Source organism: Planomonospora sp. ID67723 (assembly GCF_015711605.1).
GTDB lineage: Bacteria > Actinomycetota > Actinomycetes > Streptosporangiales > Streptosporangiaceae > Planomonospora_A.
The window spans coordinates 97,340-122,799 of the sequence record NZ_JABTEZ010000004.1 but is presented as its reverse complement, the minus strand read 5'-3'; the positions used below and the strand labels follow the sequence as shown (position 1 = coordinate 122,799).

The window sequence follows — 25,460 nt, the reverse complement described above, 5'->3', positions numbered from 1 at the left end:
CGGGCGCCGGGACCGCACTCACAGTATTCAGGGGGAGCCATGTCGACCTCCGATCCCGACGTTCTCGGCCTGGGCATCGAGGCACTTTCCCGCGGGGAGGCCTTCGTCTACGCGGACGCTATAGACAAGGACTCCTGGATGGTCCTTTCTCTCTCGACACAAGGCGACATAGGGGCGGTGCTCGTTTCGGGGCCGGACCCGGAACCCGACCCTGATCTCGATCCGGGTCCCAGTGTCATCACCTATACGTTCTTTGCCCTCCGCGCAGGAGAATCCTGGACGCTGCACAGCGGGCTCAGCGGCGGATACATGCCGGTAGATATCACCTCCTGGACAGCAGAGCGCCTGTCCCGGACCGGGGAACTCGTATACGAGTACGGACAGGCCGGTTATGCTGAACGTTCATCCGGACAGTGGCTGTGCTGCGCCGAGGTCCTGTGCCACCCGCAGGTGAAGCTGCTCGAAGGACAGTCCTCGGCAGGGTTGACCAGAGCGACCCCTTCACCGCTGGGCATCGCTCTGCCCATTCTCCCCGCCGACGAATATGTGGACATTTCAATCAAAGACTCGAATGGTTCGGAGACAGGCGTCAAGCGTTTCCACGGAGAGTCGTTGTAATATTTCGCCTTGAACAATGTCTCGCGGCGGGCGCAGGCCGCATGATTGACCTCCGCCCGCCGCCCGGCGCTGAATGCCAGTACACTGACCGGCTGCGATGCCACCGGCCTGCGCGCCGCACTCCCTGCAGCCGCCCGACTGTGGGGGTGTCGCCCCGGGAATCAATCAACTGAACGATAAAAGAAAATCCTGTGTGGTGGGTGGAGCAAGTGCGCGGCGCGATACTTTCCGCCCTTCCTTTCCTGGTGTACCCCGTCGTGGCATGGGCGGCGAGATTCGGCATCCGGGAAGATGTCCGCCTGCGCGAAGCGCTTAAAATAACGGGGACGATATACCTGCTCGTGGCGGCTACAGACATCATCGTCAGGGCAGTTAAGCTCCTGCCGGCCATATTTTAGAGGATTTTGTTACCGCTGACATGCTTGGATCCGGCCCGCCTGAGATGGCGGTGAGAGACCCGCGATGACCGGCCGGGCGGTCCGCCACACAAGACGGTCCTTCTCCCACCAGACAGCCGGTGATGAATGTGAGGCCCGGCTGGGCGTACGTGGGCAGGTCTTTCCCAGGGTCTGGCCGTCACCGCTTCGAGCTGAGTCACGGTTGGCTCGCGGGGGGCCGAGGAGGGTGTCGTGCACGGGCTCGTCGGCCAATGGAAACCCGTCGATCTGCGCAGGCTCCTCGACGACCCGGAAGGCGCGGGCAGTCCATCTCGCCGATGTCGCTTCCAGCCTCGGCGAGATCGGGTAGGGGTTCCGCACACCACGGGATACGGCTTCAGGATGAAAAGGGCTCAACGGTGTGTTGCCGGACGTGTGCGCCCCCGGCGCTTCGATCGGGGACTGGCGGGCCGTCTTCGACCTCGTACGTCCAAGGACTGGCGGTACGAGCGCCCGGTCGGCGGCGTGCCACTTCTCGCCACTTTCACTCTATATCAGCTTCGCGCGCCTCATGAGACGCCAGAAAGTACTTCATACTGCCCGTTGCGAACCGACCCGACGAACGATGGAGCAACGGAATTGCGCTACGTGATGAGGTTCGAGCAAATCGACTCGACGAATCTCGCAGACGTCGGCGGAAAGGGGGCGCACCTGGGCGAGCTCTCGCGAATCGATGGCGTCCGGGTGCCGGACGGCTTCTGCGTCACGACAGACGCCTTCCAGCGGGTCGTGGCCGAGGTGCCGTCGATCGGCGCTCAGCTTGACCTGCTGTCGCGCGTGAAACCGGACGACCGCGCGGCGATCCGCACCCTCAGCGCCGGTATCCGCCGCGCCGTCGAAGACGTCGCGATGCCCGACGATCTTGTGGCAGCGATCGGCGAATCGCTCGCCCGGCTCGGGGAGCACGCCTCCTACGCGGTGCGCTCCAGCGCGACGGCCGAGGACCTGCCGACCGCATCCTTCGCCGGCCAGCAGGACTCCTACCTGAACATCGTGGGTCTGGCGGCGATCCTTCGGCACGTCCGGCGGTGCTGGGCCTCGCTGTTCACCGAGCGGGCAGTGACCTACCGGCGCCGCAACGGCTTCGACCACCGGAAGGTACGGATGGCCGTGGTCGTCCAGCAGATGGTGTTCCCGGACGCGGCCGGAATCCTCTTCACCGCGGACCCCGTGACCTCGAACCGGAAGATCGCCGCAGTGGAAGCCGGTTGGGGGCTCGGTGAGGCGCTCGTCTCCGGTCTGGTCGCCGGGGACGTCTACACGGTACGCGACGATCAGGTCGTCACCACAACGGTCGCCACCAAGGCGCGGTTCGTCCAGGCGTCGCCGGGAGGCGGTGTCCAGGACGCGCCGATCGACCCGCGGCGGCAGACGCAGCCGGCTCTGACCGAGGCTCAAGTGGTGCGCCTGGTGCAGCTGGGCCGGCGAATCGAAGCGCACTTCGGCCGGCCCCAGGACATCGAATGGTGCCTGGTCGGCGACGACTTCCACATCGTCCAGAGCCGGCCGATCACCACCCTGTTCCCCGTCCCCGCGACCGACGACCAGGAGAACCACGTCTACGTCTCCGTCGGTCACCAGCAGATGATGACCGACGCGATGAAGCCGCTGGGACTGTCCCTGTGGCAGCTGACGACCCCACGGCCGATGCACGAGGCGGGCGGGCGGTTGTTCGTCGACGTAGCCCCTGTCCTGGCGACGCCCGCGGGTCGCGCGCACCTCCTGGGGGCCCTGGGGAAGGCCGATCCGCTGATTCGGGACGCGCTGCAGACCGTTCTCGACCGCGGCGACTTCATCCGCCTGCTTCCGGATGAAGATTCCGGCGCCGCGCCCGCCGGGGACCCGCCCGCCCAGATCGAGACCGATCCTGCCGTCGTCACCCAGCTGATCCGACACAGTCAGGCGTCCGTCGCCACCCTGCAGCGCGAGATCCAGAGTCTGTCCGGGCCGGCGCTGCTCGACTTCATCCTGGCCGACATCGCAGAGCTGAAGCGCATCCTGTTCGATCCGCAGGGCCTCCAGGTGATCATGGCGGGGATGGAGGCGGCCTGGTGGCTCAATGACCGCCTCGAGGCGTGGCTGGGCGAGAAGAACGCGGCCGACGTGCTCACACAATCCGTCCCCCACAACGTCACCTCGGAGATGGGGCTGGCGCTCCTCGACGTCGCGGACGCCATCCGACCGCACGCGGACGTCGTGGCGTACCTGCACCGCGTCGTGGACGAAGGCCGGGAGGGCGACGGATTCCTGAACGAGCTGGCCGGACTGACCGGCGGACAGGAAGCACGTGACGCCGTCCAGGACTACCTCGACAAGTACGGCATGCGCTGCGCGGGCGAGATCGACATCACCAGAACGCGCTGGAGCGAGCATCCCGCCACGCTCGTGCCCACCATCCTCGGCAACATCAAGAACTTCGAGCCGGGGGCCGGCAAGCGGCACTTCGAACAAGGACGCCAAGAGTCGCGAAGGAAGGAACAGGAACTGCTGACGCGGCTGCGCGCCCTGCCCGACGGAGAGCAGAAGGCCGAGGAGACCAAGCGGATGATCGACCGCGTCCGCGCCTTCGCCGGGTACCGGGAGTACCCCAAGTACGGAATGGTCAGCCGCTACTTCACCTACAAGCAGGCGTTGCTGCGGGAAGCCGATCGCCTCGTCCAGTCCGGCACCCTGCGCGAGAAAGAAGACATCTTCTTCCTCCGGTTCCAGGAGTTGCACGAAGTCGTGCGCACCAACGACGTGGACGCCGAACTCATTCGGGAGAGACGGGAGGCGTTCCGGTCGTACGAGGCGCTCACACCGCCCCGGGTCCTCACATCGGACGGCGAGACCGTCACCGGCCGGTATCGGCGGGACGACGCCCCGCCCGGCGCGCTGGCCGGCCTCCCGGTCTCGGCCGGGACCGTCGAGGGCCGTGCCCGTGTCGTCATGGACATGGCGCGGGCCGACCTCGAGGCGGGCGACATCCTGGTCACCGCCTACACCGACCCCAGCTGGACTCCCCTGTTCGTCACCGTCGCCGGGCTGGTGACGGAGGTGGGCGGCCTTATGACGCACGGGGCGGTGATCGCGCGGGAGTACGGCTTGCCGGCTGTCGTGGGTGTGGAGCAGGCCACCCGGCTGATCCGGGACGGGCAGCGGATCCGTGTCCACGGAACCGACGGGTACGTCCAGATCCTCTCCTGAACCGTCGCGTCGGACCCGGGACTGGCGCTGAGCCGTCGCGCCGGGCACCGGGCACCGGGCACCGGGCACCGGGTGAGACGACCCGGACGCGGCCTGATCCGCCCCCGCCTGGGCCAGAGCACCGCGCCGCCTTTCCGCCCATGAGCCAACGCGTTAGCGTCGCACGATTGAATCAAGCGCCACGCGAAAGCGTTTACCTCCGCACGGATTTCATTTCCTCTCGCACAATGAACCCATTTCATCCCTGAGGGCCGGGCCGCTGGTCACGGCATGATCGCGAGTTGACGGTTCGTCCTCGGAAGTAGAGAAGCTCCTGGTAGACGGGTTGATCACCACAACCAACGCCCGCTACAACCAGGAGCTTCGGGTGCTGTTCTACCGTGCTGCCGTCGATTTGTCGCGTTCAACGCTGAACTACGTCGCCGGGCTCATCCGCCGCCACCGCAAGGCCATCGGATCGATCTGGCGGCGACTCAACCCCGGCCAGCAGGCCCTGATGGTGCTGATCCACCTGCGCAAAGATGAGACGTTCGCCGAGATCAGCGCGGGATTCGGCGTGTCGGCGACGACGGCCTGGCGGTACGTGCAGGAGACCGTCATGCTGCTGTCAGCACGCTCGCCCAAGCTCACCCAGGCCTTACGCAAAGCCAAGCAGGACGGGCTGACCCACCTCATCTTGGACGGCACGCTCATCCACACCGACCGCGTGCGGGCCGACCGTCCCTACTTCTCCGGCAAGCATCGAATCCACGGCATGAACGTGCAGGTGATCGCGGGCCCGGACGGGACGATCCTGTGGACCTCCGGCGCGATGCCGGGCAGCATGCACGACCTGACCGCGGCCAGAGTATGGGGCATCCTGCGCGAACTGGAGAAGGCAGGGATCCTCACCTTGGCCGATAAGGGCTACCAGGGGGCCGAGGCCACCGTCGTCATCACCCCGTACAAAGGCCGCAACAAGCCGCAGTCCCAGAAGCAGGCCAACCGATCACACGCCAAGCTCCGCGGACCCGGCGAGCGCGCGAACGCGCAGCTCAAGTCATGGAGAATCCTCCGGAAGCTGCGCTGCAGCCCCAGCAAAGCCGGCCACCTCGTCAAGGCCATCGCCGTCCTACAGAACCACCGTGTTGCTCAGGGCGCCCGAGGATGAAATGCATTCAATGCTGGTGTCATCCGCCTGAATTTCGTCGGAAATATTCAGCCGGGGATTCGAGGATCTCTTCGGCGCTCTTGGTCCATACGAACGGCTTGGGATCACCGTTCCACGGATCCGTCCAGGTGCGGATGTCCTTCTCCAGGCTCTGGACGCTCTTGCGGACTCCCCGGCGGGTCAGCTGCCCGGCCATACAGCCGGACCACCGCTCGACCTGGTCGATCCACGAGAACCCCAGTGGCGGGGAAAGACCGGGACGTCAGACGCCTGACCCGTGGCTCCTGCCGGAATGCACCGCAGCGGGATCCGGTAAGCCGGAGCCGGCGTTCCCCGTCCGGCGCCGCATGCACCGGACGGGGAAGCGTGCCCGGTGGGGTCTCGGACAGTCGGATCGGCGGTCAGACCATGGCGGACAGCGTGCTCCGCCAGTCCTCCCCCGGCTGTTCGGCCAGCTCACCGGCCAGCGCCTCGGCCTCGTAACGCCACGGATGCCACAGATCCGCCGGAGCCCGGGAGGACAGCCGGACCTCACTTGTACTGCGAAGCGACTGCACGAGCCGAGCGGTGAACTCTGTCCAGCTCACGTGGCCGTTCACCGCGTTGACCACCCGGCCCGTCGGCCGGTCCACGCATGTGACGAGGGCGCGGGCGAGAGCGGCCGCGTGCACCCACGCCGCCCCGTACCAGGTGTGCTCCCCGTCGGCCGGGTCGGGCAGGACGATCTCCTCCCCCGCCAGGGCCGCCTGGTAGAGCAGTCCCGTCGCGCCCCAGCGCAGCTGAGCCCGGAACCGTTCGTGCGGAGCCCACACCAGCGGTGAGCGGACCACGCTGGCCCGCTCGCGGCCCGCTCCCTCCAGCAACGTGTGCTCGCACTCGACTTTCCCCCGCCCGTAGGCGGTGAGCGGCTCCTGCGTGGGCGCTCCTTCGGCGACCTGCGACGTGGTGGGTCTGCCGTAGGCGTCCACGCTGCTGACGAAGACGAAAGCCCCCTGGGAGCCCTCCCGCCAGCCGTCCACGAGCTCACGCATCGCCGCGACGTCTGTCTCGGGAGAGGTGAAGGTGCAGGCGGAATGGATCACTGCGTCGACTCCGGCGACGGCGGCACGCAGGCTGTCGCGGTCGGCGAGGTCGCCCTCCACCACCTCGATCCCCTCGCCGGAGACCAGGTGGGCCGATTCGGGCCGCACCAGGGCTCGGACCGGGCGTCCCTGCGCTGCGAGCTCCCGGAGCACGTAGGCACCCACGCCGCCGCTGCCGCCGGTCAGCAGCACCGTGCCGGCGCGGGTCTTGGCGGTCCGCCTCGGAGCGGCCATCGCGCGGCGGGCGCCCTGCCGCCGGTCGAGCGCGAGCGTGAGCGCGCGGGGGGTGCGGTGCTCCATCACGTCGAGACCGGTGACCGGCAGGCGGAGCCGGGCCCGGAGCCGTTCGGCGAGCCGTACGGCGAGCAAGGAGTGCCCCCCCGCCGTGAAGAAGTCACCGTCCAGGCCGACCCTGTCACCCAGCAGCTCCCTGAACCCGGCGAGTACGCCCGCCGCCCGCTCCACGTCCGGTGTGCCGGCATGGGCAGCCGGTTCCCCGCCGGCGGCCGCGGCGGCGTTTCCGGCGCCCTCCTCTCTGGCCGCCGCAGCGGCCGCTCGCCGTCCACCGGGGAGTTCCGACAGAGGCAGGGCCGGGTCGTCGGCCACCGCGGTGAGGATCTCGGCGAAGGAGTGCAGCAGCTCCGCTCCCTGGCTTTCCCCCAGCACCGCACTGTCGTGCTGGAGCAGGCAGCGCGGGGCAGGGGCGCCCTCGTCCTCCTCGACGGCGAAGGTGACATCGAACTTGGCGGTGCCCAGCTCGATGTCGACGGCCTCGCAGTCGAGGCCGCCGAGCCTGAGCGCCGCCGGTGCGCTCACGAGGTCGGCGGTCACGGCCAGCAGCGGGTTGCCCCCGGCGTCGCGGGCCGCCCCGCCGAGCCGCTCCACGATCCGGTCCAGCGGGACGTGCCGGTGCTGCTGCGCCTCCAGCAGCGCTTCTCGCACTCGGATCAGGAGGGCGTCGAAACCGGGGTCACCGGACAGGTCCACGCGCACGGGCAGGGTGTTGACGCACAACCCGACGAGCGCGCGCGTCTGCGCCCGGTCCCTGAGGCTGCTCGCGCAGCCCACGACCAGGTCTTCTTCCCCCGTGACCTGGTGCAGCGCGGCGAACGCGCCGGCGAGCACCACGGTGAACAGGGTCGTTCCGTGCTCCTTGGCCGTCAGCCGCAACCGGTCGAGAACGGCCAGCGGAGCGCTGTGCGTCCGGCCGAGGCGGCTGCGCGGGGCGGCCGTGACTCCCGGTAGCGGGACGGGCCGCGCGCCGTCGAGCCGCCGCGTCCAGTAGGCGAGCCCCGCCTCGAGATCCGTGTCCCCCTCCCGCCGGACCTCCCATTGGGCGAGGTCGGCGTACTGCAGCGGGGGCGGCTCCGGCAGGGCCGCCGGGCCGGCGCCGTACAAGGCTTCGAGCTCGGAGGCGATCACGCCGAGCGAACCGCCGTCGACCGCGATGTGGTGGAACGTCACCACGATGGTGTGGTCGTCGATGCCGTGCCGGACGGCCAGAGCCCGCAGAACCGGTCCGGTGGCCAGGTCGAAGGGGCGCCTGGCCTCCTGCAGGACCTGCTCCGTTCCCCCCTCCACCACGGCCAGCGCGACGGGCTCCGGCTCTGTGATGTCCTGGTACGGCTCGCCGTCGGCGTGCGGGTAGCGGGTACGCAGCACCTCGTGACGGCGGACCAGCTCGCTGAGCGCGTCCGACAGGGCTGTGAGGTCGAGCGGGCCGCGCACCCGGGTCGCGAACGGCACGTTGTAGAGGCAGCCGCCCTGGCCCAGCCGGTCCATCAGCCAGATGCGGCGTTGGGCATGGGACAGCGGTGCGGGCCCGGTCCGCGGGGAACGGCGCGGGATCCGGCGTGCGGTGGCGCGCCGGCGGGCGAGCGCGAGCAGCGCCGCCTGGCGGGCGGCGCCGGTGAGGTCAGGCGTGGTGCTCATCTGCGTCCTCCGTTGCGTCCTGCGCCGGGTCGCCGTGCCGTTCGAGCAGGGCTCGTTCGATCAGCTCCGCGTGTCCCGCCACGGTGGGGAAGGCGAAGAAGTCAGGCAGGGAGATCTCCGCCCCGAGCTCTTCGCGCAGGTCCTCGACGATCCCCAGGGCGAGGAGGGAGTGCCCGCCCAGGGCGATGAAATCCGCCTCCGGACCGGTCACCGGTGCGTCGAGGGCGCGGGCCCACACCTCGGCGACGGCCTGCTGGATGGGGGACATGGCCGCGGGGGCGGCGGAGGGCTCGGTCACCGGCTCTTCGGTCAGAGGGCGTTCAGCGAGCGCCCGGCGGTCGACCTTGCCGGTGCCGGCCAGCGGCAGCCGCTCCAGGACGGTCCACAGATCGGGCACGAGGTGGGCGGGCAGGCGCTCGGCCAGGTCGGCGCGCAGTGCCGCGATCCCGGGCCAGCGGTCCTCGCCGGGCACGACGAAGACGGCCAGGCGCGCGTCGCCGGTCTCGGAGCGCCGCACCACCACCGCCACCTCGTCGACGGCGGGGTGCTCGCGCAGGACGTGTTCGATCTCGCCGGGTTCGATCCGGAAGCCGCGTACCTTCACCTGGTCGTCGACGCGACCGTGGAAGTCGAGGGCCCCGTCCGGTCTGACCGAGACGAGGTCGCCGCTGCGGTAGAGCCGGCCGGCCGCCGCGTGCTCGATGAAGCGCTCCGCCGTGTGATCGGGCCGGCCGAGGTAACCCCTGGCCAGACGCGGACCCCCGATCCACAGCTCCCCTGTCGTGCCGGGCGGCACCGGTTCGCCGTCCGCGCCGAGGACGTGGGCGGTCGCTCCGTTGACGGGCACTCCGATGGGCACGGCTGCGTCGCAGTCGCCGTCTCGGACCCGGTGCGCCGTGGTGAACGTCGTCGCCTCCGTGGGGCCGTAGACGTTGACCAGCTCCAGCCAGGGAAAGGCCCGCAGCACCGAACGCGCGTGGCGCGGCGACAGGGCCTCGCCTCCGACGAGCACCGTGCGCAGCACGTCGAACACCCGGGACCGGCGCGTCGCGAGCTGGTGGAACAGCGCCGTGGTGAAGAAGGCGACGGTGACGCCGTGCCGCTGCACGTCCCTGGCCAGGTCCTCCAGGGACGGCTGTTCGGCGGCGGACACCACGACGGCCGCGCCGTGCGCCAGCGGCGCCCACACCTCGAAGGTCGCGGCGTCGAACGTCGCCGGTGAGTGGAACAGCACCCGGTCCCGCGGGGTGAGGGTCACGTACTCGGGCGCGGTGACCAGGCGCGTCACCGCGCGGTGCGGCACCGCCACCGCCTTGGGCCTGCCGGTCGAGCCCGAGGTGTACATCACGTAGGCGAGCGCCTCGGCGTCATACGGCGGCGCGGGCGTGCCCGTGGGCCCGCCCGCGGGCATGTCGGCGGGCAGGACGAACGACCGGCGTGCCGGGATGCCCGCCGACTCCAGGGGTTTCTTGTCGCCGATGGTGAACGGGACGCCGGCGTCCTGCAGCATCTGGGCGGTGCGGGCACGCGGGTAGGCCGGGTCCAGCGGCACATAGTGCCCGCCCGCCCACCAGACGGCGAGCTGGCCGACGACGGCGCGCACCGATCGGGGGGCCAGCAGCCCGACCGCCGTTTTCGGGGCGAGGCCGTGGGCGGCCAGGTCGTCGGCCAGGCAGCGAGCGGCCGTCACCAGTTGCCCGTAGGTCAGGGTGTGCTGGCCGTCGGTGACCGCCAGCGCGTGGGGATGGCGTTGCGCGTGTCCGGCGATCATCTCGGGCACGCCGGCCGGTTCGGAGCGCATGGTGGGTTCCTCCTGCAAGGGATCAGGCATCGATGGCCCGCCGGACGTCGATCAGCGCGACGAGACCGCGCAGGTCGGGCTGGCGCAGCAGTTCCGGCGCCTTGACGCGGATGCCGTAGGTGTCCTGGACGGCCGCCAGCAGCCGGGCCGCGGTGATCGAGTCGCCTCCGGCGGCGGTGAAGCCGTCCTCCAACGTCAGCTCGGGGCGGTCGAGCAGTTGCCTGCACAGGCGCAGCACCACGCGCGCCGTCCCGTCCCCGTCCGCGTGCCCGTCCGCGTGCCCGTCCGCATGGTCGTCCGCACGGTCGGAGGCCGTCGGCCGCTCGTCGGCCGTGGGTGCTGCGGCCAGCAGGGCGGCGCGGTCCACCTTGCCGTTAGCGTCGAGCGGGAAGGAGTCCACGAGGTGGATCCGCGCGGGCACCGCCTGTTCGGGGAGCCATTCGCGTGCCGCCTGCAGCAGGTGATCGGTGACCGGCCGCCCGCCCGGTGCGGGCAGCACGAAGGCCTCCAGGCGCAGCAGGCCCGTCCCGCCCGTCCCCGTGCCCGCCTGGGTACGGCGGGCCGCCACCACGGCCCGCCGTACCCGGGGATCGCGTTCGAGCGCGGCCTCGACCTCTGCGGGCTCGATGCGCACCCCGCTCACCTTCACCTGGTCGTCCATGCGGCCGAGGAACTCCAGCACGCCGTCGGCCCGCATGCGTACGCGGTCTCCGGTGCGGTAGACCCGGTCGGTCGCGGCCACACCGGGCGGCGGCGGGACGAAGCGCCGGGCGGTCAGCTCCGCGTCCAGATAGCCGAGTGCCAGGCAGGCTCCGCCGATGCGCAGCTCGCCCTCCTGCTCCCGGGGGACCGGTCGGCCCTGCTCGTCGGTGACGCAGACGAGGGCCTCGGCCACGGGCAGCCCGATGGGCGGAGGCGCCTCGTCGTCGGCCTGCCGAGGCCGCAGGGTGTGCGCGGTGGTGGCCACGGTCGCCTCGGCGGGGCCGTAGACGTTGTGCACCTGGGCCGTGACGTCGTCTCCGGGACCGCGGCGCAGCCGATCGCCGCCGATCACCAGGTGACGCAACGCCAGGTCGTCCGGCCAGGCGCGGTCGAGCAGCGGCTCGGCCAGCGGGGTCGGCAGGACGGACACGGTGATCTGTGCCTGCCGCCACCAGTCGGTCAGTACGTTGTGGTCCCAGCGGACCCCGTCGGGGGCGACGCAGAGCGTGGCTCCGAAGGCGAGGGCCGTCCACAGCTCCATCAGGTGCGGGTCGAAGGCCACGCCGATGAGCAGGCTGTGCCGCTGGCCGGGTCCGAGGCCGGTGCGCTCGCCGTACCAGCGCACGAGCGTGCCGAGTGACGCGGCGCCGACGGCGACCGCCTTGGGGGTGCCGGTGGAACCGGAGGTCAGGACGGCGTAGAACGTTCCGGTGGGTGCCGGTCGGGCGTCGGAGACGAAGGCGGCGACCGGGGCGCCCGGCACCGGCAGCCGCTCCCCCTCGCCCACCAGGGCCGGTTCGCCCACGAGGCAGCGGACCCGCAGATCACGCGCGGCGGCCTCCAGGCGCCGCCGGCCGGGGCGCGGGCCCAGCGGCAGGTAGACGGCGCCGAGCCGGGCGAGCGCGACGGCTGTGGCGACGAGGGCCGTCGAGCGTTCCAGGCAGACGCCGACCAGGTCGCCGGGCCCGACCCTGCCGCGCAGGGTGTCGGCCGCGGCGGCCGCCATGGCGTCGAGTTCGGCGTAGGTCACGGTCCGGTCGCCGTCCTCGACGGCGGGCAGGCCGGGGTGGCGGCGGACCTGGTCGTCGTACCAGTCCAGGACGCCTTCGCCCGGGGCGGGTGCCGCGGGAGCGGGGCCGCCTTTCTGGACGCTGAGCCCGATGCCTCGGCTGGTGGCGTGTTCGCTGCTGTGGATGGTGGTCATGGTGTCCCTCCCTGTGTTTCAGCCGAGGCCCATGGCTCTGGCGATGATCACTTTCTGGATCTCCGAGGTTCCCTCGATGAGGGTCGTCATCCGGACGTACCGGTAGAGGAACTCCAGCGGGTGGCCGCGCACCCAGCCGGTGGCGCCGTGGACCTGCAGGGAGCGGTCCACCACGCGCATCGCCGTCTGCGAGGAGGTGAGCTTGGCCAGGGCCGCGTTCTGCGGATCCTCCGTGCCCTGGTCGACCAGCCGGGCGCAGGCCAGGGTGAGCAGCTTGGCCGCCTCCACCTCGGCGCGGCTGCTCACCAGGTGCTCCTGGACGTGCTGGTAGGCGCCGATGCGCTCGCCGAAGGCCCGGCGCTCGCGGGCGTAGTCCACGCCCAGTCGCAGCGCGTACTCGGCGATGCCGTTGCACTGCGCGGCGACGACCAGCCGGCCTCGTGACAGGCTGTCGATCCCGCGCTCCATGGCGGTGCCGACGCCGTTCTCGCCGCCGATCACGGCGTCGCCGCCCACCTGGGCCCGGTCCAGGACCAGTTCGAACAACGGCTCGCCCGACATGCCCTCGTAGCGCTGGCCGATGCGCAGACCCGGGGTGTCCATGTCGAGGACGAACGCGGTCGGTCCGGCGTCGGTGCCGGCGATCACGATGGCGAAGTCCGCGTGGTCGGCGTTGCTGACGAACGTCTTGCGGCCGTTGAGCACCCAGCCGTCGCCGTCTCGCGTGGCGGTGCTGGTGAGGTGGAAGGCGTCCGAACCCGCCTGCGGCTCGGTCAGCGCCAGGCAGCGCGCGGCCTCCCCGCGGACCAGCGGGACCAGGTACCGCTTGATCTGCTCGTCGGTGCCGTGCACCAGCAGCGGGCTGGGGCCGTCGGAGCCGGCGAGCGCGTACGGCGCCAGCGGGCAGCCGCTGCGTCCCGCGGCGTGGTGCAGCTGCACCACGGCGCTGAACGGCATGCCGGCGCCTCCCAGCTCCTCGGGGTAATCTCCGGCGTAGAAGCCCAGGGAGGCCGACCGCCGGCGGGCGTAGTCGCGCAGGTCCGCCGGAGGCAGGTCCGTGGTCTCGCCGAGGTCGGCCGCCAGCGGCACCAGCTCCCGCCGGACGAACGTCTCGAAGGCGTCGACCAGTTCGCCGTACCCGGTTTCGAGGACAGCCGAAGGCGCCGTCATGCCGGCACCTCCGGCGCCTGCGCGGTCTGCGCCAGGGCGCGGGCCTGGTCGGCCAGGACGGGATTCTGGAACAGCAGGCGCAGCGGCGGCCGGTGCCCCAGGCGGGACTCCAGCCACGCGGCGAGCTGGGCGGCCAGCAACGAGTGCCCGCCCACCTGGAAGAAGTGGGAGTCGGAGCTGACCCGGTCGTGCCCGAGCACGTCCTTCCAGCCTTCCATCAGCACGGCCACGGCCGGGTCGTCCGCCTCGGCCGCCGCGTCGTGGCCGGTCTGCGGCAGCTCGCCCGCGGCGCGCGCCAGGGCCGCGCGGTCGGGCTTGCCGCCGGGCAGCGTCGGCATCGCCTCGAGCCGCACCCAGCGGCCGGGCACGAGCGCGGCGGGCAACCGCCTGGACAGGGCCATATGCAGTTCCCGCTGGTCGAGGGGGACGGGCGACTGCGTGAACCCGACGAGGTGCGGGCCGGCCGGGGCGTTCGGGACGACCACGACGGCGCACGGCCGGCCGCCCAGCTCGGCCGAGGCCGCGGCCTCGATCTCCTCCAGTTCGATGCGGTGACCGCGGAGCTTGACCTGGTTGTCGCGGCGGCCGAGGAACCACAGCCGCCCTGTCGCGTCCCGGTAGCCGAGGTCACCGGTCAGGTAGACGCGCTCGCCGCAGGCGTGGACGAACCGGGCGGCGGTGGCTTCTTCGTTGCCGACGTACCCGTCGGCGAGACCGGAGCCGCCGATGGCCAGCTCGCCGACCGCACCGGCCGGCAGCGGGCGCAGTCCCGCGTCCAGGACGTGCACCCGCACGCCCGCGAGTTCCGTACCGAGGGGGATCTCCGCGCCGTCGGCGAGGTCGTCGCGGGTGACGGTGTGCGCGGTGGAGGTGATGGCGGCCTCGGTGACGCCGTAGGCGTTGACCAGGGTCGCGCCCGCGTTCTCCAGGTCGTCCAGCAGTCCCGCCACGGTGTCGGCGGGCAGCCGCTCGCCGCCGACCACGATCAGCCGGGGCGACCAGCGGCCGTCGCGCAGCGCCTGGCCCAGCTCGTCGCGGACTGCCAGGAAGTAGCTGGTCGGCAGGTTGGCGACGGTGACGCGGCGGGCCGCGAGCACGGCGACGAGCTCCGTGCCCGCCGGCACGTCGACCTGGGGGGCGGTCAGGCACGCTCCGGCGGCCAGCGAGGCCAGCATCTCCTCCAGCGCCACGTCGAAGGCCGGCTGGGCGAAGAGCAGCACGCGGTCGTCGGCGACCAGCCCGTAGCGCTCGACGACGGCCGAGACGTGGTTGGCGAGGGCGGCCCGGCCGACGAGGACCGGCTTGGGCACCCCGGTGGATCCGGAGGTGTGGATGATGTAGGCCGCACCGTCGAAGCGCCGGGCCGGGGCCGCCGCGGGAAAGCCTGCCCGGTCGAGCAGCGCCGGTGGCAGGCCGTGGGCGGGCAGGGACAGGGCGCTGTTCGCGGTGGCCAGCACGAGAGCCGGACCGAGCCCGCTCAGCAGTGCCTCCAGGCGGGCGGGCGGGTCGTTGGGCGACAGCGGGCAGTACACGGCACCGGTGCGCAGGCAGGCGAGCAAGGCGACGACGGAGTCCAGGCCGCGCGGCAGGACCGCGGCGACGGGCTGTCCCGCGCCCACTCCCGCCCTTCTCAGCCGGTCGGCGAGTTCCGCGACGCGCCGTTCCAGATCCCCGTAGGTCAGTCGCTCGGCGCCACTGATGACCGCGGGCCGTGCCGGGTCGTGCCCGGCGAGGACGTCCAGCGCCTCCTCGGAGACCGGGGCGCAGGCGCGCACCGCAGGCGCCGGGGCCGGGGCCAGTGCGCCGAGGCGGTCCGCGGGAGCGTCCACGTACGCTTCGATCAGTGTCGCGAAGCGATCGGCGAGCAGGTGGACGGTCCCCTCCTCGAACAGGTCGGCGTCGTAGTCCCACACCAGCGTCATGCCCGCCGGGCCGCGCCGCGGGCCGACCCCGCGCCGGTCGTCGGGGAGCAGCACCAGGTCGAGGTCGAAACGGGTGGTTCCGGTGTTGAACCCCTCATGCAGCGACACCTCCAGCCCCGGCGTCTCGATCTGCGGCAGGGCCGCGTCGTGCGCGCTGAACATCACGCTGAACAGCGGGTTGTCCGCGCCGCCGGTGTGCAGGCCCAGGGCGGAGGTCAGCTCCTGGACGGGCACCTCCTGGTGCGGCAGCGCGCGGATGAGCGTGTCGGTGACCTCGTCCATCGTCTCCGTCGCGGCGGCGGCGGGGTCGAGCCGCAGCCGCAGGGGGATGGTGTTGACGAACATGCCGAGGGTCTGCTCGAAACCCTGCGGGCGGTTGCCGACCGCGGTGCCGACGACCAGGTCGGTGCGGCCGCTGTGGCGGCGCATGAGCTCGGCGAACAGGCCGAGCAGGGTGGAGAACGGCGTGTGCCCCGCCGCCTGCGCGTGGGCGCGCAACCGTCCGGCCAGGCCGGCGTCGATGGACCGGCGGATCTGCCCGCCGTTGTGCCGGCGTGTGGCGCCGGGTCTGACCAGGCCGGGCAGCGGCAGGTCGAACGCGGCGCCGCGCAGTTCCCCGGCCCAGTAGGCGAGGCTTTGCCCGCGATCGCGTGCCGCGGCGGCATGCACGTGCTCGGCGTAGGAGCGCGCCTCGGGCAGGCTCACCTGCTCGCCCCGCACGTGGGCCCCGTAGACCGTGAACACGTCTTTGAGCAGGATCGCGAAGGAGTGACCGTCGTGGATCAGGTGGTGCTCCACGTGGATGAGGCGGTGGTGGTCGTCGGCCAGCCGCACCAGGCACCAGCGCAGCAGCGGCGCCTGGCAGGTGTCGAGGGGTTGTTCGGCCTCGGCCCGCAGCAGCGCGGCGAAGGCGGCCTCCGGGTCGGCGTCGCCGGAGAGGTCCTCGATGCGGTACCGCGGCGCGCAGTGCTCGCGCACCCGCTGCATGGGCGGGCTGCCCGAACCGGCGACGAGTTCCAGCCGCAGGCCCGGATGCCGGTCCACGACCGCGGCGAGCCCGGCGCGCAGCGCCGCCTCGTCGAGCGGGCCGCGCAGGTCCAGCGTCGCGGTGAAGTTGTAGGCCCGGCTGCCGGGCAGCATTTCCTCGTGCAGCCAGACGATCTGCTGTGAGGCGGACAGTTCGAACATGACCAACCCTTCGGTGGTGGGTTTCGTGGCAGGCGGCATCGCGGCGTGGTGGATGCCCGCCGGGTGAGGCCGTCGGTCGGACGGCGGATCAGGAGTGGAGGACGACCTCGACGAGTTCGGCGAACGCCTCCCCGGCCGTTTCGTCGGACAGCGCCTGCCGGTTCCAGGTCATCCGGATGAGCAGGTCGGCGCCGTAGGAGACGGAGACGGCGAACGGTGCCCGTACCGGGCGTCCGTCGATGTGGACCTCCCGGCCTTCGGTCGTGCCCAGCAGCAGGGGCGGGCGGCGGTGCAGGTCTTCGAAGGTGAGAAGCCCGTCGAGGTCGCCCTGCCACGGTGCGCCTGAGGCGCGGGCCGCCCTGACCACTTCGTCGAAGGGGACGTCGGCGTGGTCGAGGTCGTCCCACCAGGCGGCCGCGGGGTCATTGCAGGCGTCGGCGGGAAAGGCGACGGTGTTGAGGAAGCAGCCGAGCACCGGTGGCGCCGCCAGGGGTCTGCCGCCCCACGGGTAGCCCAGCGGGGACACGCGATCCTCGCCGTACAGCAGGCGCGCCGCGGCCGAGCACGCCCGCAGCAGGGCGGGGAAGGCCCCGGCCCTGCTCTCGACGACGGAGGCCGGGAGCCGCCGCTGGATCGTCCCGGCCGGGCCCGCGGCGGGCGCCGCCGGCGCGGCGGGCCGCAGCCCCGCGAGCCGCGTTCCCCAGTAGGCCGCGGCCGCCGGGGTGGAGGCGCGCGCCTCGGCGTCGAGTTGCATGCGGACGGCCTCGCGATAGGCCTGCACCTCCTCCCGCACCCGGTGCGGCGGGACGTCCGCCGCGTCGTGGCCGGCCTGGTAGGCGTCGGAGAGCTCCCCGAGGATGCGGCCGATGGACTGCTCGTCGCAGGCGACGTGGTCCATGACGACGGCGAGTGTCTCCTCCTGCGCGCCTTCGGCGAGCAACAGGCGCAAGGGCGCCCCCTGCGTGCTCCAGGCTGACAGGGCACGGCGCAGGGCCTCGGCCGGGTCCTCGTCGTGGCGCACCTGCACCCGGTCCACCGGGACGGCGGGGTCGTGCGTCCGCAGCACGGGTGTGCCGCGCACCACCTCGGGGCGGGCCCGCAGCACCGGATGCGTCGCGGCCAGGTGGTTGGCGGCCGCCACGAGGCGGCGAGTGTCCACCGCGCCGCGCGGGAAGGCGAAGAAGAGCGGGACGAGGTCGGGCCTGGACCGGCGGTCGAGCCTCCGCAGAAGGAGGAACCGTCGCTGGGCGCCGGTCACGGGGAGCAGTTCCTTCGCCTCCTCGCCGAGACCGCGGAATCTGTCGAGGTACTGGCTGGTGATGCTGGGGTGCACGATTTCCTCCTTCCGCGTGCGTCCGTACGCGCTCACCGGTCGGCCGTGCCGGAGGGGAGATCACGCAACCCTCGCAGCGGTGAGAGCAGCAGCGGCAGCGGGACGGACAGGAAGCCGACGGCGCAGACCCAGACGGCGGTGCGTGCACCGAAGGACTGGGCGAGCAGCCCGCCGGTCAGTGCGCCGAGCGGCATGGCGCCCCAGGCCAGGAAGCGCATCGTGGCGTTCATCCGGCCGAGCAGCCGGGGAGGGCAGAGCGTCTGGCGGAAACTGACCTGGGCGATGTTGTAGACCACGGCGCCGAAGAAGACGACCGCGGAACCGAGGGCGAACAGCGCGGCGGCCGGACCTGTTCCGGCCAGTGGCCACAGGAGCGCGAACGGCCCTGTGACCAGGGTGGAGAGCCAGATGATGCGGGCCTGGCCGACGCCTGTGGCGATCCGCCCTGCGGCCAGTGCCCCGAGGATGCCGCCGGCGGCCGCCGCCGACAGGGTCAGGCCGATGGCACCGGGCGCCAGGCCCAGCACTCTGACCAGGAAGACCGTCTGCACCGACAGCAGGAGGGCCGAGAAGAAGTTCGCCGTTCCCGTGCTGAGGGCGATCATCCGCAGCAGCGGGTGCCGCAGCACGAACGTCAGGCCCTCGCCGATCTCGGCGCGCAGCGAGCGGCGTTCGGCGCCGGCGGCCGGGCTGGTCTCGACGGTGCGGATGCGCCGGAGGAAAAGGGCGGAGACGGTGTAGCTGGCCGCGTCGGCCAGGATCGCGAGCGGGGCGCCGACCAGCTGCACCAGTCCTCCGGCCAGGCCGGGACCGGCCACCTGCGCGCAGGAGTGCACCGTCTCCAGCGCCCCGTTCCCCGACACCAACCGGTCCTTGGGCAGCAGGGCGGGCAGGTAGCTCTGGTGCGCGACGTCGAAGAAAACGGTCGCGACGCCGGTGACCAGTGCGACCAGGTAGAGCTGGGCCATGGTCAGCGTGCCCGTCACCGCCGCCAGCGGCACGCTGGCCATCACCAGGGCGCGTACCGCATCGGTGCTGATGAGCACCGGCAGGCGCCGCATCCGGTCGACCCATGCTCCCGCGGGCAGGCCGACGAGCAGGAACGCGGCGGTCTCCGCCGCGGTGAGCAGGCCGGTCTCGAAGGCCGAGGCCTTCAACCCGAGGACGGCCACCAGCGGCAGCGCCACCAGTGTGACTTGCGTCCCGATCTGGCTCGCCGCGGCCCCGGACAGCAGGAGCCTGAAGTCGCGGTGCCGGAACAGAGTTGTCTCGTCTTCACGAGCGCCTTTGCTTGGAAGTGAGAACGATCTTGTCACATGAGCGATGGTAAGCATATTTCGTTAACCATCACAAAATCCCCGAATCGGACTGTAGTGCATAGACATCTATATGTTCACCGAAACGGGGCGTCAGCGTTTCCCTCCCCTGCCGCCACGACCTGGCCGTCCGTAAATTTTCCAGAACTATCTACGGTTGCTGTGATCTGTAACCGGAAAGCTTCCCTCCGTCAGCTTGCGGTACGAAAAAATCTAATGTTTATTAAGGGAGGGCTCAGCGATCACCGAGCCGTAATCCGCTGTTTCTCCGACCGTGCGACAATCGCTGACGAGAAAGCAGAACGGCGGGGCCGGCGCCTTGTGCCGCGAACCGGTTCAGGACCGAATACGCGGGCGTAAAACGCCCGGTGAAAGTGACGGACCTTCGTTCGCCCTGTCCGAGCCGCCCGGCGGCGGCTTCAGCAACAGGTGCCCGCGGCGGACATCCGCTGCGACGGTTTACGGACGGTCCCGACATGCAGGAGACAGCAGAACGGCCACCGCGGCCAGCGGGCAGTCAGGCGCGGCGGACCAGAACATCCGGGCGACCCGCCCGAACGGACGGTCGCCGACCTGTGAGCTCTCCCGGTGCACCATGCCTGCCAACATCGGTGACCAGGGGAACTCCTGCGGAGAAGATGCACGGGACAGGTCTTAGCCCTATCGCCGGGAGGGTGAGACGGGCGCCGTCTCGCCGGAACCGCCGGACGAACCGGAGGCGGCGAGGTCGAGGAGCGTCATCGCGTCGTGGTCCGGGCTGCCGGGCTGCGCCATGTAGACGATGAGGCGCTGGCCTTGTGCGCGGTTCAGGGACAGCCCTTCGTGCGAGAGCGTCATCGTGCCGACCTCCGGGTGCCGGAGCGTCTTCTCGCCGTCGCCGATCGTGCGCACCTCGTACCGCTCCCAGAGCCGGTTGAAATCGGGACTCTTGACGATCAGCTCACCTACGAGCGAGGCGAGATCAGGGGCATCCGGATCGCTGCCGGCGATCGCCCGCAACTGGGCGACGCACCCCTTGGCCTTCTGCTCCCAGTCCGCCCACAGCTCGCGGGCAGCCGGGTGCAGAAAGGTGTACCGGACGGTGTTCCGCTGCCGCTCCGGCCAGTCGGCGATGCCGTGGAGCAGCCGCAGCCCGCCGGGATTGGCCGCCAGCAGGTCGTTGGTGCGGCTCACGACGTACGCCGGGTTGGGCCGGAGCGTCTCCAGAAGCTGCGTGACGGTCGGACGGACCCGCCGCGACGGCAGGGGACGGGGCTCGGGCGCACGCCGCGCCGCCCGCGTCGCCAGCTCGCGCAGGAAGCCGCGCTCCTCCTCGTCGAGGCGGAGCGCGTCGGCCAGCGCCTCGACCACGGAAGGGCTCGGACGGGTCTCCTTGCCGCGTTCCAGACGTACGTAGTAGTCGATGCTCACACCGGCCAGCGCCGCCAGTTCCTCCCGGCGCAGACCCGGCGTACGGCGTGTGCCGGTTCCGGCGGGCAGCCCGACGTCTGCCGGGCGTATACCGCCGCGGCGAGCCAGCAGAAACTTCCCGAACTCGGTCATGTCGTCATTTTGCCAGCGTATGGTCACGGGTCCGGCCCGGAGCCTGGCCCTGTCACACCCCCTATGGCGCACCCCGGAAGATCACGGCCTGCCCCGCCCCCGCGGGCCTCACCAGCCTGGACGGATGACCGCTCTTCCACCGGCCCGTGCGTCACAGGATGCCCGGCAGCGCACGGCCGCACCGAAGCTGATCCTGGCGACCACGTTCATGGGCATCTTTCTGCTCAACCTCGACGCCATGGCGATGAACGTGGCGCTGCCCGGGATCGGGCGGGCCCTCGGCGGCGGTACGGCGGGACTGCAATGGATCGTGAACGCCTACACGCTGATGTTCGCCGCGCTCCTGCTTTCCGCGGGCGCACTCTCCGATCGCATCGGGGCGAGCCGCGCGTTCGGCGCCGGCGTCGCGCTTTTCACGGTCGCCTCGGCGGCCTGCGCACTGGCGCCGGGGCTGGGCGAGCTGATCGCCGCCCGCCTGATCCAGGGCAGCGCGGCGGCGATCATGCTGCCCTCCTCGCTGGCCCTCGTCAGGCAGGCATTCCCGGACGCGGCCGCACGGGCACGGGCCATCGCGCTGTGGACCGCTGGCGGAGCCGTCGCGGTTGCCGCCGGCCCGGTGGCCGGCGGGGTGCTGTCCAGCTCCCTGGGCTGGCGGGCGATCTTCGTCGTCAACCTGCCCGTCGGCATCGCCACCCTCGCGGTGCTGACCCGAGCGGAGCGCTCGCCGCGCCGTAACACGCCGCTCGATCCGTACGGCCAGCTCACGGCGATCGTCGCGCTCGCGGCGCTCACCTTCGGGGTGATCGACGGAGGGGAGAACGGCTTCGGCGGGCCCGTGGTGCTGGGCTGCCTGGGGCTCGCGGCGGTGGCGACGGCCGTGTTCATCATGATCGAGGCACGTACCGCCGCGCCGATGGTCCCGCCCGGCCTCTTCCGTTCGCGCACGGTGACGGTTTCGGTCGTGATCGGCTTCGCCGTCAATGCCGCGTTCTACGGGCTGGTGTTCGTGCTGAGCCTGTTCTTCCAGGACGTTCTGAACCTGTCCGTCATGGCCGCGGGGCTGATGTTCCTGCCGATGATGACCGTGATCGCCGGGGCCAACCTGGCCTCGGCCAGGGCTGCGGCACGCTTCGGACCGCGGATGCCGATCGCCGCAGGACAAGCGATCTTCGCGCTGGCGATGTCCGGCCTGCTCTGGATGGACGAGGGAACCAGCAGACCAGTGATCGCGGCGATGCTCATCCCGGCCGGCCTCGGCCTAGGTTTCGCCGTACCTCCCCTGACCGCCATCCTGCTGAACGGCATCGCCGCGGACCGGGCCGGAACGGCCGCCGGGATCCTGAACTCCTTCCGGCAGACGGGCGGCGCGCTCGCCGTGGCCGTCTTCGGAGCCTTGGTCGCGGACCGAGGCGAGTTCATCGTGGGCCTGCGGGTCGCCTTGTGCGTCGCGGCTGTGATGCTGGTGGCCACCACGGCCGCGGCCCTCATGCTGCCGCCCGGCCGTAGCGGACGGGACGGGGATGTCCGGCGGGACGCGGGGCGGTGACAGGCCGGGAGCAGGGCTGGAGGGGCGTGCCCGTCGCGCTGCCCGTCGGGAAAGACCCCGATCACCGGGAGCCGCCGACCCTGCCGCTGAAGCAGGCCGGCTTCCGGATGCACGCCGTAGGTGACGCGGGCGTGCAGTGGTTCAACCAAGACTGCGGCGAGGCTGCGCAGGTCGTCGGGGCGGGCGGTGTTTTCCGGGGATGCGCCGGGATTGCGATGGATCAGGCCGCCTACGGCCCGTCAGGCATGCCGCAGCCACGGGAGCAGCATGCGGCCGACAGATCGGGGTGCTGCGGGACCCGAGGTCACCCCATCTGCGATTTGACGTGGTCGATGACTTCGTTGAACTCCTTCGTCGGGGAGAAGTCCATGTACTCGCAGTCCTCGAGGGCTTCCGGTGCGTGGCCCGGCGCCCAGTAGAACGCCTGCCCCGCCTCGTAGATCTCGTCTCCGTGCTTCGTCCTCATCTTCAGCCGCCCCTTGAACAGGTATCCCCAGTGGGGGCACTGACACAGATCGCCGGGTAGACCCTTGACGGCCGGCGCCAGGTCCGTGCCCTTGGGAAGCCGCGCGAACGCGACGGTCATGTCTCCCCCGACCTCCTGCATGCGCAGTTCCACACCGCCGCCTTCGATCGCGACAGGAGCGTCGTTCCGCGTCGTAGCAACCATGGTCCCTCCTCATCGGTTCCGCTGCGGAAACTGGAAAACTCCTTCCTCTCCAGCCTGGCCCTGACGGCCGCGGTGCGCAACCTCCGGGAGCCGGACCACCCGTCCTCCCGACGGCGAGCCGGCCACCGCTCCGAACGTCTGGCCGAAACCCCCGGGCCGCGGGAGCGGTTTCCGGGCGCGGCAGGGAGCCCTCTATGGTCGGGCCATGACGCTGCGCGTGGTGATCGCCGACGACGAGGACCTGATCCGGGCCGGGCTCAGAATCATCATCGACTCCGAGCCCGACCTCGCCGTGGTGGGCGAGGCGGCCGACGGGGCCGCCGTCATATCCGTCGTGCGCGAGCACCGGCCGGACGTGGTGCTGATGGACGTGCGGATGCCCGCGGTGGACGGCATCCAGGCGACCCGGCGGCTGGCCGCCCTGCCGGAGCCGCCCAAGGTCGTGGTGGTGACCACCTTCGAGAACGACGACTACGTCTACGAGGCGCTGCGCGCCGGGGCGAGCGGCTTCCTGCTCAAGCGCACCCGTCCCGACGACCTCGTCCAGGCCGTCCGCACCGTGGCCGGAGGCGACTCGCTGCTGTTCCCCTCGGCCATCCGCGCCCTCGCCGCCCGGCACGGGGCCACCCGGCCCTCCGCCGGCATCGAGCGGCTGACCGCGCGGGAGGGCGACGTGCTGCGCCTGATGGCCCGGGGGCTGTCCAACGGGGAGATCGCCGCCGACCTGGTCGTCAGCACCGAGACGGTCAAGACCCATGTCGGCAACGTGCTGGCCAAGCTAGAGGCCCGAGACCGCACCCAGGCCGTCATCGCCGCCTACGAGTCGGGGTTCGTCTCCCCCCGCTGAACCCCCGCCGAGCGCAGGATCTCCGCGCCGGACAGCACGGTGCTCTGCGCCGCGGTCAGGCCGGAGGCGGCCAGGTGAGCGTCGACGATGCGCAGGCCCACGCCGTAGCCGGCCATGTCGGGGACGCCGACGGGCTCCTGGCCGAACCGGCGCGCGGCCGAGTCGCCCAGCACGTAGGCCGGGGTGTTCGCCATCCCGGCCAGCCCGGCGGCCGCGACGATCTTGTCGTAGGCCCGGTCGAACTCCGCACCGGTCACCATCGCCGACCACGGGCCCATCGCCTCCCGCCCGGACAGCTCCCGCACGAACGCCTCGGCCAGCCCCTCGCCCACCACGTGCTCGCCGACCGTCACCGTCGCCGGGTTCCACCCCACGTTGTGGTAGCGCACCTGGTGGTGGAACTCGTGCACCGCGCAGTGCGCGATCCGTCCGATGACGTCATCGGACGGCCAGGCCAGCAGGTAGAGCCAGCCCGGTGAGCCGCCCATGCCGAAGTAGCCGCCGACGGTGTCCATCAGGTACGCGTCGTCGGGGTCTCCGAGAACGAGCATGACCTGCAGGGTGTCCGGCCCCTTGATGTCCGGGACCGCGCCGGAGAGCCTTTCCCAGGCGGCCGCCAGCATGCGTTCGATCTGCCCGCGGACGTCCTCCTCGACGAGCCGGCGCAGAGCGGGCGCGTAGCGGGCGTCCTCGCGGTCCACCCGGAAGCCGCTGCCCTGGTTGTGGAGGATGTCGACGATGTCGCCGGGCATCGGGACGGCCTCGCGCATCGGGGCGAGCATGGCACGCAGCGCGTCCGCCCGCCTGTCGAGGGGGAGCCCCACCAGCTCCAGCATGGCCCGGGGAGTGTCGTGAACGATGATTTCCATGAGCCCGACGTTAGGAACTCACGTTACGTGAGGCTCAAGCCGTTTTCCGTCCGGCCTCGCGGACCGCACGGCTCCGGTCTCACCGGCCCGCCTCAGATCGCACCGGCCGAGTCGTCCTCGCCCTCTTCCGGGCCCGGCGTGCCCGTCCCGCTCTCGGAGGGCGACGGGGAGGGCGTGGGCTGCCGGGGATCCGGCGTCGCCGGGACCGGAGGCGGAGTCGGCTCGAACGACGTCCCCGGCAACGACGGGGGGAACCGCCCGCCCTCCTCGATCGGACGGAGCAGCAACCAGAGCATCACGGCCAGCAGCACCAGCAGGACGGTCAGCGCCACCCCGGCGATGATCACCGATCGACGCGTCTCGGTGGCCGGCGGGGCGCTCACGGGCGGGGCGGGCAGCGCGGGCAACCGGTCGCCCACCCAGTGCGGCGCGAAGTCGGGGCCGTGCCGCTCGCCGATCAGCGTGCCGCGCACCAGGACCGGCTCCAGGAACCGCTCGGCCCCCGCCCGGTCCGGTTCGTACGGCGTGGCGACCCACGGCGCGGTCCCGTCCCCCATGGCGATCACCGGCGGGGCCGCGTCGGCCAGGGCCGTACGGCCCCGCGTGGCCCTGGCCATCCACCCCCGGACCCTGCTGCGGCCCGCCGCCTCCTGGATGCCGGTGACGAAGCGGTCGCGGGCCGCCGGGTCCTGCGCGGCGCCCCTGGTCAGCACCGCGACCGAGACGGCCCGGCCGTCGGGGCCCTGCCCCAGGTAGACCAGGCCCGCCGGCCCCACCCGCAGGCGGGCCTGCAGGACGAAGGGCCCGAGCCGGGGCGGGTCACCGTACTGGAGCGGACTGGCCACGTCTGCCATGAAAGCACATGACGGTGATCACACCTCCCCTCCCGTGGGTACTAACAGGAAATCCGGATCCGACCAGCCGCGTCAGGCGGCGTCTTGTTTG

Annotated in this window: 17 protein-coding genes; 5 read left to right on the top strand and 12 right to left on the bottom strand. The window is 71.5% G+C overall.

Annotated elements, in window-relative coordinates:
- Positions 1-39: 39 nt before the first annotated feature.
- The 3 genes from HS041_RS27125 (at position 40) to HS041_RS27115 (ending at position 5,391) form a co-directional block, all read left to right on the top strand.
- Positions 40-618 carry a hypothetical protein gene (locus HS041_RS27125; RefSeq protein WP_196443686.1) on the top strand — a complete coding sequence of 193 codons (579 nt, stop codon included), beginning with the start codon at positions 40-42 and terminating at the stop codon, positions 616-618.
- A gap of 902 nt (positions 619-1,520) precedes the next feature.
- Entirely contained in the window at positions 1,521-4,241 is a 2,721-nt protein-coding gene (rph, locus tag HS041_RS27120) for a rifamycin-inactivating phosphotransferase (RefSeq protein WP_307845488.1), read from the top strand.
- 367 nt (positions 4,242-4,608) lie between these two features.
- Complete coding sequence (locus tag HS041_RS27115; RefSeq protein ID WP_196440820.1) at positions 4,609-5,391, top strand: transposase family protein; 783 nt, start codon at positions 4,609-4,611, stop codon at positions 5,389-5,391.
- A gap of 19 nt (positions 5,392-5,410) precedes the next feature.
- Here HS041_RS27115 and HS041_RS27110 read toward each other — a convergent pair whose 3' ends face one another.
- The 9 genes from HS041_RS27110 to HS041_RS27070 all read right to left on the bottom strand — a co-directional run bounded on the left by HS041_RS27110 (position 5,411) and on the right by HS041_RS27070 (position 20,583).
- A complete protein-coding gene (locus HS041_RS27110) occupies positions 5,411-5,587 on the bottom strand; it encodes a hypothetical protein (RefSeq protein ID WP_196443685.1) in 177 nt (58 codons plus the stop codon).
- A gap of 205 nt (positions 5,588-5,792) precedes the next feature.
- On the bottom strand, positions 5,793-8,405 hold the full coding sequence (locus tag HS041_RS27105; protein ID WP_196443684.1) for a condensation domain-containing protein: 2,613 nt from the start codon (positions 8,403-8,405) through the stop codon (positions 5,793-5,795).
- A complete protein-coding gene (locus HS041_RS27100) occupies positions 8,389-10,206 on the bottom strand; it encodes a non-ribosomal peptide synthetase (RefSeq protein WP_196443683.1) in 1,818 nt (605 codons plus the stop codon). Before HS041_RS27100 ends, HS041_RS27105 begins: the two co-directional genes overlap by 17 nt.
- Positions 10,207-10,228: 22 nt before the next feature.
- Positions 10,229-12,112 carry a non-ribosomal peptide synthetase gene (locus HS041_RS27095; RefSeq protein ID WP_196443682.1) on the bottom strand — a complete coding sequence of 628 codons (1,884 nt, stop codon included), beginning with the start codon at positions 12,110-12,112 and terminating at the stop codon, positions 10,229-10,231.
- Between the two features lie 18 nt (positions 12,113-12,130).
- The gene (locus HS041_RS27090) at positions 12,131-13,282 is read right to left on the bottom strand and encodes an acyl-CoA dehydrogenase family protein (RefSeq protein ID WP_196443681.1); all 1,152 of its coding nucleotides are present in this window, start codon (positions 13,280-13,282) and stop codon (positions 12,131-12,133) included.
- Entirely contained in the window at positions 13,279-16,392 is a 3,114-nt protein-coding gene (locus tag HS041_RS27085; RefSeq protein WP_196443680.1) for a non-ribosomal peptide synthetase, read from the bottom strand. Before HS041_RS27085 ends, HS041_RS27090 begins: the two co-directional genes overlap by 4 nt.
- Before the next feature lie 88 nt (positions 16,393-16,480).
- Entirely contained in the window at positions 16,481-17,725 is a 1,245-nt protein-coding gene (locus HS041_RS27080) for a condensation domain-containing protein (protein ID WP_196443679.1), read from the bottom strand.
- A 32-nt stretch (positions 17,726-17,757) separates the two neighbouring features.
- A complete protein-coding gene (locus HS041_RS27075; RefSeq protein ID WP_307845487.1) occupies positions 17,758-19,041 on the bottom strand; it encodes an MFS transporter in 1,284 nt (427 codons plus the stop codon).
- A gap of 660 nt (positions 19,042-19,701) precedes the next feature.
- Positions 19,702-20,583 carry a helix-turn-helix transcriptional regulator gene (locus tag HS041_RS27070; protein ID WP_196443677.1) on the bottom strand — a complete coding sequence of 294 codons (882 nt, stop codon included), beginning with the start codon at positions 20,581-20,583 and terminating at the stop codon, positions 19,702-19,704.
- A gap of 124 nt (positions 20,584-20,707) precedes the next feature.
- Between HS041_RS27070 and HS041_RS27065 the strand changes: the two genes are divergently transcribed.
- Positions 20,708-22,129: an MFS transporter gene (locus HS041_RS27065; protein WP_230879814.1), complete on the top strand. Its 1,422-nt coding sequence runs from the start codon at positions 20,708-20,710 to the stop codon at positions 22,127-22,129.
- A 304-nt stretch (positions 22,130-22,433) separates the two neighbouring features.
- Here the strand turns inward: HS041_RS27065 and HS041_RS27060 are convergent, their stop codons facing one another.
- Positions 22,434-22,799, bottom strand: a complete 366-nt coding sequence (locus HS041_RS27060; RefSeq protein WP_196443676.1) for a cupin domain-containing protein — start codon at positions 22,797-22,799, stop codon at positions 22,434-22,436.
- 205 nt (positions 22,800-23,004) lie between these two features.
- On the opposite strand from HS041_RS27060, the gene HS041_RS27055 reads away from it, so the two are divergent.
- Positions 23,005-23,646, top strand: coding sequence for a response regulator transcription factor (locus HS041_RS27055; protein WP_196443675.1), 642 nt, complete (start codon positions 23,005-23,007; stop codon positions 23,644-23,646).
- Here HS041_RS27055 and HS041_RS27050 read toward each other — a convergent pair.
- Together HS041_RS27050 and HS041_RS27045 are read right to left on the bottom strand one after the other, a co-directional pair.
- Positions 23,616-24,515: a DUF2268 domain-containing putative Zn-dependent protease gene (locus HS041_RS27050; RefSeq protein ID WP_196443674.1), complete on the bottom strand. Its 900-nt coding sequence runs from the start codon at positions 24,513-24,515 to the stop codon at positions 23,616-23,618. The genes HS041_RS27055 and HS041_RS27050 overlap by 31 nt on opposite strands.
- A gap of 92 nt (positions 24,516-24,607) precedes the next feature.
- Positions 24,608-25,369 carry a hypothetical protein gene (locus HS041_RS27045; RefSeq protein WP_196443673.1) on the bottom strand — a complete coding sequence of 254 codons (762 nt, stop codon included), beginning with the start codon at positions 25,367-25,369 and terminating at the stop codon, positions 24,608-24,610.
- Positions 25,370-25,460 lie beyond the last annotated feature (91 nt).